Source organism: Geotalea uraniireducens Rf4 (assembly GCF_000016745.1).
Taxonomy (GTDB): Bacteria; Desulfobacterota; Desulfuromonadia; order Geobacterales; family Geobacteraceae; genus Geotalea; species Geotalea uraniireducens.
Genome location: NC_009483.1, coordinates 3,879,696 through 3,893,325 on the forward strand (window position 1 = coordinate 3,879,696; position 13,630 = coordinate 3,893,325).

The following is a 13,630-nucleotide window of genomic DNA, read 5'->3' on the forward strand; positions in this document are numbered from 1 at the left end:
ACAGGAACAACATTGCAGACCTGAAAATTTTACCGCATCAAAACCATTAGTCACCGTCGATGGGATAATTTACCGGGCCACTTGCAATAACACCCCCAGCTCTTTATAATGAGGCGATTATTGGAGGAGAACACCGTGCCCGCAAGCGTCGCATTTAACGAATCACTCCTCGACAGCCACCTCGTGGTGGATGTCCGCACCCCGCTGGAATATGAAGAAGACCATTTACCGGCCGCCATCAACGTCCCCCTTCTCAGCAACGAAGAGCGGGTGGAGATCGGCACCCTTTATAAGCAGACCGGCCCCAAAGAAGCCCGGATACGCGGTCTGGAACTGACCGCCGGCCGTTTCCCGCGGATAGTCCACGAAATCGGGGAAGCGGCGGCAGGGAGGCCGATCCTCGTCTACTGCTGGCGCGGCGGTTTAAGAAGCAAAACCGTCGCCTCCATCCTGGAGCTGACCGGCTTTGATGCCGTGCAGCTGCAAGGGGGATACAAAGCGTTCCGCAATCGGGTCATCGTCCGCTTCGAACCGTTCCATCCCCCCGGCCCACTGCTGGTGCTCCACGGCATGACCGGCATCGGCAAGACCACCTTCATCCTCGGGCTCAACAGTGAAGAGTATTCGGTGATCGACCTGGAAGGCCTCGCCTGCCATCGCGGGTCCGCGTTCGGCGAACTGGGGCTCTCCCAGGATCTCACCCAGAAACGGTTTGAAACCCTCCTCTGGGACGCCTTCAGAAAGCTGCCCCAGGGGAAGCCGGTGATCGTCGAAGGGGAGAGCAAGCGCATCGGCAAGGTCTCGCTGCCGGGGAATTTCTACGAGGTGATGCAGGACAGCGTGAAGGTCTGGTGCAATGCGTCCCTGGAAACACGGGTGGAGCGGCTAATCGCGGAATACGGCAGGACCGAGTATAGGGAAGGGATGGCGGATGCGCTGTTGCGGATCAGGAAAAAACTGGGCGGGGAAAAGTACGATGAGATCGCAGGATATCTCTCCCGCTGGGAGATGGAACCGTTCATGACTGAACTGGTGAAAAACTATTACGACAAGGTCTACTACAAGAACAGGGAATGGCGGGAAGAGCTGTCTCTCTCCCTGGAAGATTATGCAAAGGCGGAAAGGGAATTGAAGGCATTCCTTCAGATAAGAAAAGAGCTGAACGCCAGTCTGAAACTGTATGAACCGCCTCTGTAAAAGCGGACACTGCTGATTATGCCAACGCCTTCATGGATTTATTTGATACCAGTATTTTCATCTGCTCAATAGCGGTCTTGTTCAGCTTCTGCAATCGTTGCTCTGCCGGTATCTGCATTTTGATCATTTCAGCATTGAAGCTCTCAAGATTCGAAAGGACCACCAACTGCTCCAATGAAGCATAATCACGGATATTCCCTTTCATTTCAGGGTGTTCCGTTCTCCAGTCCTTGGCGGTTTTCCCAAACAAGGCAAGGTTCAGCAGATCGGCCTCATCGGCATAGATATATGTCTGCCTGGATTTTGCCAGGTCAAGCGGTATCAGGTTTTCTTTAATGGCGTCGGTATGAATCAGATAGTTGACTTTGGCGATGGTGCGGGAAACGTTCCACTCCAGATGTTTCTGCTCAAACTCCTGCTGTTTCAGGCGTTGGAACTCTTTCAGGAGATACAGCTTGAACTCGGCGCTTACCCATGAGGCAAATTCAAATGCTATGTCCTGATGGGCAAAGGTCCCGCCATATCTTCCCGATTTTGTCGTGATGCCTATGGCATCGGTGGCTTCAATCCATTTACCGGGAGAGAGAACAAAGGTATTGCCGCCAGCCTCGTACTTAAAGCGGTCGAATTCGACCGCTTTAAAATCCGGATTGTGCAGTTGCTCCCACAAGCCTATGAACTCGATAGTGCTCCGATTGCGCAGCCAGTTTTTGATAACGTCTATCGGTTCGTTCGGATTCTTGTATCTGGCGATATCGGTCAGCGAGATATAGTCTTCCCGCTCTTTGCGGGAAACCGTGATCTCTCTCCCCTTCACGCTGATGGTTCGATTTTTCATACACTCCCTTCAACAAGACGTAATCCCTTACTCCCAGCAACTACTTTTTGCTCACCTGCACCTTTTTAGCCTCCACCTCGCGGATCAACTCCTCATAAGTCCCGAGCGACTTGATGAGCGGCGCATCTTTTCGTGCCGTTTCGTCGAACTGTTTCAGCTTGGCGTTGAACGTCCCCGCCTTGTTCCTCAGCCCCAGAATGCTTTCACTGAGAAAACTCTTCTCCTTTTTGTCCACCTCGCCCCTCTTGATGAGCGATTTCGTCTTGTTCAAGTACGCATCGGTGCTGCCGATGTAGTGGTTCAGGCTTTCGAGAAAAGAAAGGACCGAGGTGGAAAGCTCTCCCGTGATGGTGAGCTTTACCTGAACATCATTCATGTCTTTCAGGAGCTGCTCGTCGGCAAAGCGTGCCAGGCCTGCAACTTCCCCGCTTTTTGCCGGTTTCGAAACGTCCATTGCATCAACCCTGGCGATAAACTGCTGTGAAGTGGTCAGATACCTGGTGATGGAAACCGATGCCGCGTTCAGGGAGAGGGCGAATTGGGATGCAAACTTGGTGAACAAGCCAGCCTGCCCCGCATAGGGTATCGGCAGCACCTTGGCAAATCCGGCCGCAACCGAACCGGCCTCCATATATTTCGAGTAGCCCGAAAGATTGTTCGCCATCCATTTCACGTACACTTCAAAATCCGTCATTGACTGACGTTGGCTCTTCGTGTCTTTGGCGATTTCCTGCAGCCTTTGCAGATTCTTCAGCGCCAGGGCCTCGCCGGTAATGCCGCATTCCAGGGATTTGACCTTCTCCTGGAGCAGAGCATTATCCCTGGCCAGGGTTTGCAGTGCCTCCTCTTTCTGCTTCAGAAGCGTTTCGCAGGCCACCGGCTCCTCCGCCGCAGCGGAAACAGTCAAAAGCGCCGACAATAACAGGGCCGAAGCCAGACGAATAGATAGAAGTTTCACTCTGTTCTCCTTGATCCCGGAAAAAAATTTGAACACGGATCAAATCTGATTTGGTAACTATTCACGTGAACCCACAGGAGCGTGGACATCTTGCCCGTGATTCGAGCGGCTTCATGCTCGAATAAAGATTTTGACTCTAAAGGCTATTCAAGCGATACATCCGCTTGAAACACAGGCTGGAAGCCTACGCTCCATGAAAAAGCTGAAATAGTTATCGTGTTAATCCGTGTTTAATTGCCGTTTTTGAGCGCATCGCCCTCTTTTTTAGCAAATTTTAGTCAGGGATTGTAGAAAAATGTTTACGGGTTAGTCACAGCGTTGTCCGGTTTGGTTTATGCTTACGTCCCATAGGGACAGAATGCTGGTAGCCGGGGAATTCATTCCCCGGTCATCCAGGCAAAATATCATCACGTCACGTACGTGACGTGGAGGAATATGACATCTCATCCGGGGGATAAATCCCCCGGCTACATGCGGACGCCCCTAACGGGGCTTAACAATCTTGATGCAAAGACCTAACGGACAGCGCTGGGTTAGTCACTGATCTGCGAATAAAACGCAACAGGCATCGTTACCGTCGAGCCCGCACTTTAAACTTTTTTATCAGTTCCACGGGATGGTAGGAAAGTTTCGACTCGCGGAGATTCGGCTCTCCCAGGTCCTGTTCCCGGTTCACGTAGATACAGTCGGCAAAGAGCAGGCGGTTGAATTCCCGGTCGGCAAGCTGGTTGAGTCCGTCGAGGAAAGGGTCGGCCTTTTCGAAATGGCAGACAGAGGTGTCGCTATTCAACCTCTCCCCCAGGACGAAGGCCCTGACCTTTCCTTCGACCAGCACGACAACACCCGCGAGCCCGAGCTGACCGGCCATTGCCAGCGCATCGCGCGTTGCCTCAGTCTCCGGCAGGAGGGAACCGCTGGCGACCTCCGAGCGGACCCGATACCATTCATCAAGGAGCTGAAGCGCCCCTTCCCGATGACTGTCCGCATAAAGCTCCACCTGGTACGCATGCCTGCGGGCAAAATAATTGATCCGGTTTTTCTTCTTATGAAAGCGGTTGCCCGGCAACTCCGCCATCTCCGACCGGAGATGCAGGTAGTCGAAGCTGTTACGCTCTGCAGCGACATCCACATTACCCCCCTGGAAATAGCGCTCCACGAATGGCTCATCTGCCCCATAAAGCGTCAAACCGTCATTGAGCAGCACCGACAACGCCGCTGCAATATCGCCGGTAAGCGGCGGAAGGAAATAGTCGTCACCCGCATATCCCTTTCCCATCACCACCAGCGCATCCCCCACCATGGTAAGGCAATAGGCATGGACCGAACGGAACAGGTAAAGGTTGGCAAAGGTGAACTCGGAAACCCGCGGCTGAAGTCCGGCAAAGATACCGTCCAGCATCGGTTTATCATCAAGCGCCAGCGGTCTCTTGGCAGGATAGTTCGGAACCTCCATTGTCATCCCCTTCACCAAGCAGTATAGCACAACTCGTTTTTTTATCTGAAGATCGGCATTCAGCGCCTCACGCCCCCCTACGACACAAAAAAACCTCCCCCGGCCAAACGCCGAAGGAGGTTTTTATTTGAGCAGACTTCACCTTACATTTTGCGGGCAACCCTTTTGGCGGCCGGCAGGACCGGGCTCACCACCGGAGATGACCATGTAGGCGTGAAATTGGCATTGATTGCATCGAATGCGATTTTGTTGAAGTTGAGACCGCCGTCCATCCTCGGCACGTTGGCGTACTCCACACTCCCCTGCTTGACCGCGCCGTTGACAGAGGCGAAGATCACCCCCCTGGACGGGTTGTCATACATGTACTGGGCCTTGTAGGCGAACGGCACGTCGAGGACGAACACCTGGTAGCCGGCCACCGGCTCGACGATCTTCCAGGCACCGGTTATGGCCAGCAACTGTTGCTGTTGACCGACATAGAACTGGGCTGCGCCGCTGGTGCCTGTGCCGGTGAACTTCACGGAGAAATCCCTGCCGATATAAAGCCCCATCCCTGTGCCCCCTACGGCAAAAGTGGAAGGCATGTCCGACACGGTTTTAATCGCCATCAGCGAAGTGTTGGAGTCATTGCCCGCCCAGATCGAGTAGCGGTCACTCTTGGGAACGAAGGTCATTTTATAGGCCTCGGCGCCCGCAGGGAATGCCGCATCGGCATTAAAGGGAGCATTATCCTTGGTGATAAAAGGGCCGATCAACTTGCCGGCTACGTTGATCTTGCTGACGGTGATTACCTCGCTTTCGCCGCTGGCGGTTATCGTCCAGGTGGCAGTACCGTCGGCGTTAAAGACCAGCGTCCCTGCCGATGCGTTGTCGTTGGCCAGCTTCCAGCCGTCTTTGGAGAGGACGTAACTGTTGTCGTTCCTGGTGACGACAGCCCAGGTCGGGTTGAGGGCGGTGTAGACGAAATAATCCTCGGTCAGCGCATAACCGCTGGCGCCAAGCGCGCCCAGTTTTACCACCCCGTATTCATAATAGACGGACTGCATGTTGTCGTTCCGCCGGTCTATCCAGAAAAAGCCGTCGGTGCCGAGGGCCGTCTGGAAAGAGCTGACCGCAGCCGGGGCGCTGGCCTGTGTGAGGTTCTGCTGCAAGGTGGTGGAATTGGTCGTGTCGACGTTGACCGTAGTCGTAGCGATGGTAGCCGCATTAAAATTCGATGTCGATGTCGTGTCCACCGTATTGGCAATGGTGGTCAGCTGATTGACGACTTCGGCAACGATTACCTTGATAACGTCATTCAGATTGGCGGTCGGTGCCGCTGCCTTAATCGCAGTCATGTTGTTGCCGATGGCGGTCGCCACCACCTGGGCGACCTTGCTCACCTTGTCGTAGTCGGCACTGGCCCCTTTCTTCTGGACGAAATCCTCAAACAGGCTTGTCGCTGTGGCTACCCCGAGGTTGGACTTTACAACAGCTTCAGCTTCTGCGACTTTCAAGACCGGGTTTGTTTCGATCTGGTTGTGAATGAGCGTGGTAAGCGGGGTAATGACCACCTTGCCTTCGGGGTTTTTGGGTGCATCCGGGGGGGTTGAAAGTATATACTTGTCCGCCACCGGAGTGCTGGTATTCCCCTCATGGTTGATGGTGACGGTTTTTTCCGCAATGACTACAATCGCGTGTGCTTTCAAATCTGCAGCAGTAACGTTTTCCAGTGTGTAAGTTCCGTCAGCCTTGGTAACGGCAGTCGGCTCCCCCGCAGTTAACTGCTTATCATCGTTCAGATCCAGGAATACCGTGGCCTTTTCCAGGTAACCATCAGCAACCACGCCACTGACGGAGGTGGATCCGCCACTGACGCCGCCACTGACGCCTCCTCCTCCGCCGCAACCTGCAACAGCAAACGTACCGAGTGCCGCCACCATACAAAAAACCTTTCTCAATGTGCAACGATCAATCATAAAGCCCCCTTTTACGTGTGTTTTCAAGACTGTCGCCTTGAATGCGTACTGCCTGATTTTTGCCGATCGGCAATCTTTTCCGGTATCGGCAAATAAAAGTATTTATCGGCAGGGGGCAAGGAAACTTGAACTTTCTTTTCGCCGGGTTCAGCACGGCGAAGTAACGGATCGGTTTTCAGGAGCGTGGGCATCCGGCCCGTGTTTCGGGCGGGTTTATGCCCGAATCGGTTTGCTTGTAACCAATTCAAGCGATACATCCGCTTGAAACGCAGGCACGATGCCCGCGCTCCGGGATATGCCGAATTTAAATAAGGAAATAGCGAGGGAATAGCGTATTAACAGAGGGGAAGACAGGATAGAGGAACAGCGGGGTGGAATCGTCTCCGTCACAGGAGTACGATTAAAATCACCCCGCCGCTGAAAACCGACAAATTGCAGACAGCAGAAACGCCATGCAGCTTCGAGAATTCCTTGCGCAACGGATGGTCCTTCGGCGTGGTTTCAAAGGAGGGGATATCTCTTTTAAGCTGCGCCAGATGCGGCTCAAGGTAAAATGCGTCGAACGAGGTGAGAAGCAGCATGACGATGACAATGACGAGCGCCGGGATAAAATTCTTCCCCCGCACCGCAATGAGTGCGGCGAGGGCCACAACGCCGCAGGCAAGCCCCCAGCGGAAATAGGCAGGGAAGACCTCCCCGACGATGCGGCCGGCCAGATCCCTGCCGAATGATTTGAAGATTATGGGCGTTAAGATAAAGGTGAAAATTCCGATGCCGCCGACCCATAAGGCCACGGCCAGGCGGTAGATGATCGTGAGAATCTGCATGATGGGCTCCTGTTCCGTAGGGGGACCGCAAGGCCCCCTTAAATTTCTCCCAACGCGAAGGTATCGATAATCCACCGGGCGATACTCCGCGATGCCGGCAGTGCCGCAGGCATCGCATCCCTGCAGAACCAGCGGGCATCCTCCAGCTCTTCCCGGTCAACCGTTATCTCCCCCCCGGCGTAGTCGGCGACAAAACCGGCCATGAGCTGGCTGGGAAACGGCCAGTTCTGGCTTCCCACGTAGCGGAGATTCTTTACTTCGATGCCGGTCTCCTCCTTCACTTCCCGATGAACGCACTCTTCCAGCGATTCGCCGAAATCGAGGAAACCCGCCACCAGGCCGTATCTCCCTTCCGGCCAGATGCTCTTTCTCGCCAGAAGAAACTCGTCGCCACGTTTTACCAAAACGATAATGCAGGGATGAATGTGGGGGTAGTGCTCATGTCGGCATGATTTGCACCGTTTTCCCCACGTGCGTGGAATGCGCTCGTGCTCGCCGCCGCAGCGGGAACAGATTGCGCTGTTCCTCTCCCAATAGATGATCTGGTGCGCCAGGCCGCCGAGGGTTAGAATCCGGTCACCGAGGCGATCTTCCACTGCATTGAACGGCTCCGCAACAAAAGAGGGGGGAAGCTGCTGGTCCTTGCCCGCGACAACCGTGTAAATCGGCTTCCCCTGCCATAAACCGAAACAGAGCGGTTCAGCTTTCAACTCAAACCAATGGGGGAGGTCGCCTTCGTAAAGGGTAAATTGTTCACCGTCTGCCTTTACCACCATCGCATTTCCCTGGAGAATGACCCAATACCCTGGACCGTCAGGGATGCGTTCTCCGGGTCTGATCGGCGTAAAACCGTTCTTCACGATTTCAGCGTTAAAAGGTAGATTGACCGCATCAGGATATTTCATACCGCCTCCATCCGTTGTTTATGAACGGATAACAGCATACCCCTGAATTCCATTCTCTGCAATGACCTGATCGCGACCTTAACAAAAAAAGGGAAAACCTAGGAGCCTGTCGGACTTAGGACTGAATCTACTGCGAGAATGGCAAATCGGTCCATATCTCCGTAAATTTTCGCCGAATAGGTCCACTATTAGCTCTCAAATTTCCGGAAATCTGTCCTCGATTTTCCATTCTCTCGCTACGATTCCCTAAGTCCGACAGGCTCCTAGCGATCAAAAATGTTCGTCTGTCCACATATCCCCGGTAAAGCGCATGACCTTGTTTCTCCCCGCCTCCTTTGCCTTGTAGAGGGCAACATCGGCATATTTGATCGAGTGCCAGAAAGTTTCGCTATCGGCTGGAAATTCGCTGACGCCGAGACTGATGGTTTTTTGAATGACCCCTTCCGGGATTTTTATCCTGGCATTCTGCACGTTCACCCTGATTTTCTCTGCCACGTTAAGAGCATCACCCGCCCCGATATCGAAGAGAACAACGAGGAATTCTTCTCCGCCGAACCTGACGACAATGTCTGCTTCCCGCACGCTGGTCCTGATGATGCTCGCGGTTTCCCTGAGGACGATGTCCCCGACATTATGCCCATAGGCATCGTTCACCTGCTTGAAATAATCCAGATCACACATGATAAGGCCGACAAGGGTTCTCCGTCTCTTGGCCCCGGCAACCAGCTTCTCCGTGTATTCCTGAAGGAAACGCCGGTTATGAAGTCCGGTCAACGGGTCCTTGAGCGACGATTCCCGCAGGGTATTCATGAGCCTTTTGGCCTCGATGACCGACAGGGACTCCTTGATGTACTGTTCAGCCTTGAACAACCTCCGCTCGTTTTCCTTCGAATCCGTAAACGTATCGGATTTGTCGAACGCAAACTGCACCACCCCCACAGTTCCCCCGCCGACCGTCATGGGAATGCAGAAATGCTCCTTGCCGGACGCGACGGAAAATTGCTTGCAAATGCGCGGATAGGTGAGCGATGAAATCGGATGACCGGTCCTCTTTGCCTTGCAAAGATCGTGGTTGTCGAGGATATCCGCGTTGCAGTAAAGTTCGCCGGTTGCCACAAACGATGGATATACCGGCCGCATCTTGCCCTGACTGCCTGAAATCTCGTATATCACGCAGCCGCCCAACCCCAGATCTTCAGTGAACACGCTGCCGAGCCTGAAATAGACATCGTCCAGGGTGTCGTCCTCTTCAATGACCTTTTTAAAGATGGTAAGACTGCTGATCGAGTCCATCAGGCCGTTAAATTCGGAGGAAAGGACGCCGATCTCATCGATGGACGAGGTGGCGATCCTTTTACTCAGGTCAACATCCCCTTTGCCGCTGGCGATATCCTGCAGACCGCCGATGACGTTTTTCAAAAGCCTGGTTATGCTGATGCCGATGAAGAGGCTGAGGGACAAAATCAGAGCGGCGAACACCATGGTCCCAATGGCCATGTTCCAGCGGAGTCTTGCCATGTCCTTCTCCACATCATCCACGTAGATGCCGCTGCCGACAATCCATCCCCACGGGGCATAGAGCTTCACATAGGAAATTTTTGCAACGGGCAGCCGCTCGCCCGGCTTCGGCCAGAGGTACTCCACGAACCCCGCCCCCTTTTCATTGCAGACCCGGACGAATTCCTTAAAGACGAAGGTTCCCCGCGGGTCCCTGTTGTCGCTCAGGTTCGTCCCGTCCAGTTCCGGCCTGGTGGGATGCATGACCATGTTCGAGGCACGATCGTTGATCCAGAAATATTCCGTTTCTTTGTAGCGGAGTTTCTTGACCTCCAGCGCAGCCCTCTGCCGGGCATCCGCCTCGGTGAGCTGGCCCGATTTTGCCAGGGCATCGTATCCGGCCAGTATGCCGAATGCCACCTCAACGACATACTTCGTTCCCTCCTTCTTCCCATCCATAATCTTCCGTTCAACGAGCGGGAGAAAGTAAAACATCACCACACCGGCAATGACGGCAACACTTACAACCGAGATGGTCATGATTTTAGGCAGGATGGCCCAATGTCTGAATCTTTTCACCTTCATTGCTCCTCCATTGAGCAATTCCCCATCATTTTTTTGCACATGTATACAATTTATTATCGGCAGTTTTTTAATCTACTTTAACGTTTTTATTCTCACATGAGGGTTCCCCGATGCTTAAATGCGTTTATAAATAATCCAGTTGCAAATATTATCGCAAAATGATATTAGCATATCCGAATATGACTTAGGGGTGGTTATGAATATCGAAACAGCAAATGAGTGGGCAGAGACATTAAAGGCCCTCGCTCATCCAACCCGTCTCCAGATCGTCACGGAGTTGCTCGAAGGCACCAAGTGCGTGACAGACATTCAGGACATTCTGCCCGCATCTCAGTCGAACATCTCCCAGCACCTGACGGTGTTACGGCACGCGAATCTGGTTGATTTCGCCCAAGACGGTTCGCTGCGCTGCTACTACGTGAGTCGCCCCCGTCTTTTGCAGGGGATTGTTGCCTTGCTGGCTGAAAACGAAGTGATTCTGCGGAAGAGCAAGCAAGACATTGACCGGGAAAAGCAGCAGGCGGGCAGATCGTGCGGGGTGGCCTGTGGCCATTGATAAGTCATGCCATTATAAGAAAGCCCGCTGGTTTTCCCGACGTATGCTGGAGAAAGCCGGAATTCTGTAACGCTTGGGAGGAGCAAAACGTGAAAGTTCGTGACAGCGGCATGCCTGAAGAAGAGATGTGGTCCGATTTTTTCGACCCGGAAAAGATACTGCGTACCTTTGGTCTTGACCGGGGAGTGAAGGATATCGTGGAGTTCGGCTGCGGTTACGGGACCTTCACCCTGGCAGCGGCAAAACTGGCGGCAGGGACCGTCCACGCCCTGGACATAGAACCTGAGATGGTGGAAACGGTCCGGGAGAAATGTCGTCAGGCAGGGGTCGACAACGTCCATGCTGTCGTGCGCGATTTCGTGGCGGAGGGAACCGGCCTCCAGCATGACTCCATTGATGCGGCGCTCCTTTTCAATATCCTCCACAATGAAGAACCGTTAGCTCTTATGACGAAAGCTTTCCATATCCTCAAGCCAGGAGGCCGCCTCGCCGTCATACACTGGAACTATGATCCTGCAACGCCTCGCGGCCCGGCCATGGAAATCCGCCCACGGCCTGAACAGTGCATCGCCTGGGGGCGAATGGCCGGATTCACTTTTGACGAGCGGGAACGATTTGATTTGCCCCCATATCATTACGGGCTGTTGTTCAGGAAACCCTTTTCCTGATGTGGCAGTAACTGTCCGTGAGACAGCTAGGAGCCTGTCGGACTTAGGGAATCGTAGCGAGAGAATGGAAAATCGAGGACAGATTTCCGGAAATTTGAGAGCTAATAGTGGACCTATTCGTCGAAAATTTACGGAGATATGGACCGATTTGCCATTCTCGCAGTAGATTCATTCCTAAGTCCGACAGGCTCCTAGGGCGAACCAATGACCTTCGCGGAATTGCAAGCCTCCTTGCTGGTGTTTGGCCTCGGTGAGCGGGCAACGCTCAAGGAGATCAAGATCCGGCATCGGGAATTGCATTTTCAGATGAAATTTTCCGGCCGATTGACCCCGCCGGGCAAACAAAAAAAGAGGGGCGGCGATGATCGCCTGCCCCTCGATAATTTTTTCCGCACACCGGAAACTCTTTGGATCAAGCAAGCTTGAACTGCCCCACAAGCCGGTGCAACCCTTCCGCAAGACTTGCCAACTGGCTGGCAGCAGTAGCCGATTCCTGTGCGCCTTTGGCCGTCTCGTAAACCACTTCCGTGATCTGCTGCATATTGTTGTTGATCTCGCATGTGGTTGCGGTCTGTTCCTCGGCTGCGGTGGCAATCTGGTTCACCTGCATGGAAACCGCGTTGATCTGGTTGAGGATATCCTGGATGGCATCGCCCGATCTGGCAGCTTCAGCCGTCCCCTTCTCCACCTCCCGTACCCCGTCTTCCATGGCGGTTACCGCCCCCTTCGTCTCACCCTGGATCGCCTTGATCATTGTGCCGATCTCCCGCGTCGCCTTGGTGGTCCGTTCTGCCAGTGCCCGCACTTCATCGGCGACCACGGCAAAGCCGCGCCCCTGTTCACCGGCCCTGGCCGCTTCAATGGCGGCATTGAGGGCCAACAGATTGGTCTGGTCGGCAATATCCTCTATGGTGCCGATGATCGCGCCGATCTGGTCGCTCCTCTCCCCCAGGCTTCCCACCGTTTGGGCCGATTCCCTCACCCGTTCGGCAATCCGGCCCATGACGTCAACGGTCGTTTCGACCACTGCCGCCCCGGTCATGGCCGAGCCATTTGCCTGCTTTGCCCCTTCGGCGGCATAGGTGCAGTTCTGGGCAATCTCGGTTGATGTTGCCGCCATCTCCTCGCTCGCAGTAGCCACGGTACCGCTCTGGGCCGCCACTTCTTCCGCGCCGGTCGCCATCTGCACAGATGAGGAATAGAGCTGGCTGGCGGCGGCTGCGACCTGGACGGTGCTTTGCGCCACCTGCGAAATGATGCCGTGCAGTTTTTCGATGAAGGTATTGAACGCCCCCCCCATCTGCCCCAGCTCGTCCGTTGATGAAACATCCAGGCGTTTCGTCAGGTCCCCTTCACCGCTCGCAATGTCGTCGAGCATGGTATTCATCGTGCGGATAGGTGTAACGATGCTCCGCCTGATCAGGAAGGTGACAAGTATTGCAAACACAATAGCGGCAAACGTCAATGTGAGAAGGGCCCTTCCCATCCGCTGATTTATAAGCGTGATTTCTTTTTCCTTCACGCGCATCTTTTCGAACGATGCCTTGCTGGCATCGGAAGTCAGGCTTTCCATGCTGCGGGCGGCATCCTTGTAAGGTCCTATGGCCTGGTTGGCCTCCTGGGTCGTCTTGATCTTCCCCTCCCGGATCATGGCCGTCACACCCTTGAATCCATTCACGTACTTTCCCATCTCGGCGCGGATGTTCCTGACCGTTTCCTTGTCTTTTTCCGGCAACTTCATTTTTTCCAGTTCGGAAAACCACATTTCCAGGCGTTCCCGTTTCTCATCCCATTTCTTTTCGTAATCCGCCTGTTTTTCCGCATCCCCCATGTTGATGAAGACATCCTTCTCAAAGGTGCGCAGGAACAGTACGTTTGCCCTGGCCCGGGCGAAATATTCGCCGGCCTTCGACTCCGTCTCGATCATCGACAAGGTTGTTCCGGCAATCTTTCCCGTCCCCCAGTAACCGACGGCGCCGGTCATGATCAAGAGCAGCAGCACCAGACCGAATCCCAGGCTAAGCCGCGTACCGATTTTCAGACTCTTCAACCCCATAACAAAGCCTCCTCTTTTCCATGTCTCGATGCGTGATTATGCCAGGCATCGCGACAAGCGGTTAACGTTTTCAATACAATAAAAATATCGACCATGACAAAAAATACTTGAGCACTACTTTCGTTAACCGCG

12 protein-coding genes are annotated in these 13,630 nt (G+C 53.9%); 4 read left to right on the forward strand and 8 right to left on the reverse strand.

Annotated elements, in window-relative coordinates:
* Nucleotides 1–135 precede the first annotated feature (135 nt).
* The gene (mnmH, locus tag GURA_RS16800) at nucleotides 136–1,197 is read left to right on the forward strand and encodes a tRNA 2-selenouridine(34) synthase MnmH (RefSeq protein WP_011940121.1); all 1,062 of its coding nucleotides are present in this window, start codon (nucleotides 136–138) and stop codon (nucleotides 1,195–1,197) included.
* Between the two features lie 16 nt (nucleotides 1,198–1,213).
* On the opposite strand, the gene GURA_RS16805 is transcribed toward mnmH, so the two are convergent.
* The 7 genes from GURA_RS16805 to GURA_RS23005 form a co-directional block, all read right to left on the reverse strand.
* Nucleotides 1,214–2,035 carry a KilA-N domain-containing protein gene (locus tag GURA_RS16805; RefSeq protein ID WP_011940122.1) on the reverse strand — a complete coding sequence of 274 codons (822 nt, stop codon included), beginning with the start codon at nucleotides 2,033–2,035 and terminating at the stop codon, nucleotides 1,214–1,216.
* A 40-nt stretch (nucleotides 2,036–2,075) separates the two neighbouring features.
* Nucleotides 2,076–2,993 carry a hypothetical protein gene (locus GURA_RS16810; RefSeq protein WP_011940123.1) on the reverse strand — a complete coding sequence of 306 codons (918 nt, stop codon included), beginning with the start codon at nucleotides 2,991–2,993 and terminating at the stop codon, nucleotides 2,076–2,078.
* Between the two features lie 571 nt (nucleotides 2,994–3,564).
* Nucleotides 3,565–4,446 (reverse strand): DUF2156 domain-containing protein, encoded by an 882-nt coding sequence (locus tag GURA_RS16815; protein WP_011940124.1) that lies wholly within the window; start codon nucleotides 4,444–4,446, stop codon nucleotides 3,565–3,567.
* A 143-nt stretch (nucleotides 4,447–4,589) separates the two neighbouring features.
* The gene (locus tag GURA_RS16820) at nucleotides 4,590–6,404 is read right to left on the reverse strand and encodes a hypothetical protein (protein ID WP_011940125.1); all 1,815 of its coding nucleotides are present in this window, start codon (nucleotides 6,402–6,404) and stop codon (nucleotides 4,590–4,592) included.
* 386 nt (nucleotides 6,405–6,790) lie between these two features.
* Nucleotides 6,791–7,231, reverse strand: a complete 441-nt coding sequence (locus GURA_RS16825) for a DUF4149 domain-containing protein (RefSeq protein ID WP_011940126.1) — start codon at nucleotides 7,229–7,231, stop codon at nucleotides 6,791–6,793.
* 38 nt (nucleotides 7,232–7,269) lie between these two features.
* A complete protein-coding gene (gene nudC, locus GURA_RS16830; RefSeq protein ID WP_011940127.1) occupies nucleotides 7,270–8,136 on the reverse strand; it encodes an NAD(+) diphosphatase in 867 nt (288 codons plus the stop codon).
* A gap of 270 nt (nucleotides 8,137–8,406) precedes the next feature.
* Nucleotides 8,407–10,212, reverse strand: coding sequence for a diguanylate cyclase (locus GURA_RS23005; protein ID WP_198134490.1), 1,806 nt, complete (start codon nucleotides 10,210–10,212; stop codon nucleotides 8,407–8,409).
* Between the two features lie 202 nt (nucleotides 10,213–10,414).
* Here GURA_RS23005 and GURA_RS16845 point away from each other — a divergent pair, with 202 nt between their 5' ends.
* The 3 genes from GURA_RS16845 (at nucleotide 10,415) to GURA_RS25010 (ending at nucleotide 11,868) form a co-directional block, all read left to right on the forward strand.
* Nucleotides 10,415–10,774 (forward strand): ArsR/SmtB family transcription factor, encoded by a 360-nt coding sequence (locus GURA_RS16845; protein WP_011940129.1) that lies wholly within the window; start codon nucleotides 10,415–10,417, stop codon nucleotides 10,772–10,774.
* An 89-nt stretch (nucleotides 10,775–10,863) separates the two neighbouring features.
* Nucleotides 10,864–11,442 carry a class I SAM-dependent methyltransferase gene (locus tag GURA_RS16850; RefSeq protein ID WP_011940130.1) on the forward strand — a complete coding sequence of 193 codons (579 nt, stop codon included), beginning with the start codon at nucleotides 10,864–10,866 and terminating at the stop codon, nucleotides 11,440–11,442.
* Between the two features lie 204 nt (nucleotides 11,443–11,646).
* Entirely contained in the window at nucleotides 11,647–11,868 is a 222-nt protein-coding gene (locus GURA_RS25010) for a hypothetical protein (protein WP_041245520.1), read from the forward strand.
* On the opposite strand, the gene GURA_RS16860 is transcribed toward GURA_RS25010, so the two are convergent.
* The gene (locus GURA_RS16860) at nucleotides 11,855–13,498 is read right to left on the reverse strand and encodes a methyl-accepting chemotaxis protein (RefSeq protein WP_011940131.1); all 1,644 of its coding nucleotides are present in this window, start codon (nucleotides 13,496–13,498) and stop codon (nucleotides 11,855–11,857) included. The genes GURA_RS25010 and GURA_RS16860 overlap by 14 nt on opposite strands.
* Nucleotides 13,499–13,630: the final 132 nt, after the last annotated feature.

Bases quoted from the DNA above. Each gene is read 5' to 3' on its own strand.
- GURA_RS16805 (WP_011940122.1), bottom strand. From the start codon at position 2,035: ATGAAAAATCGAACCATCAGCGTGAAGGGGAGAGAGATCACGGTTTCC.
- GURA_RS16815 (WP_011940124.1), bottom strand. From the start codon at position 4,446: ATGGAGGTTCCGAACTATCCTGCCAAGAGACCGCTGGCGCTTGATGAT.
- GURA_RS16820 (WP_011940125.1), bottom strand. From the start codon at position 6,404: ATGATTGATCGTTGCACATTGAGAAAGGTTTTTTGTATGGTGGCGGCA.
- GURA_RS16825 (WP_011940126.1), bottom strand. From the start codon at position 7,231: ATGCAGATTCTCACGATCATCTACCGCCTGGCCGTGGCCTTATGGGTC.
- nudC (WP_011940127.1), bottom strand. From the start codon at position 8,136: ATGAAATATCCTGATGCGGTCAATCTACCTTTTAACGCTGAAATCGTG.
- GURA_RS16845 (WP_011940129.1), top strand. From the start codon at position 10,415: ATGAATATCGAAACAGCAAATGAGTGGGCAGAGACATTAAAGGCCCTC.
- GURA_RS25010 (WP_041245520.1), top strand. From the start codon at position 11,647: ATGACCTTCGCGGAATTGCAAGCCTCCTTGCTGGTGTTTGGCCTCGGT.
- GURA_RS16860 (WP_011940131.1), bottom strand. From the start codon at position 13,498: ATGGGGTTGAAGAGTCTGAAAATCGGTACGCGGCTTAGCCTGGGATTC.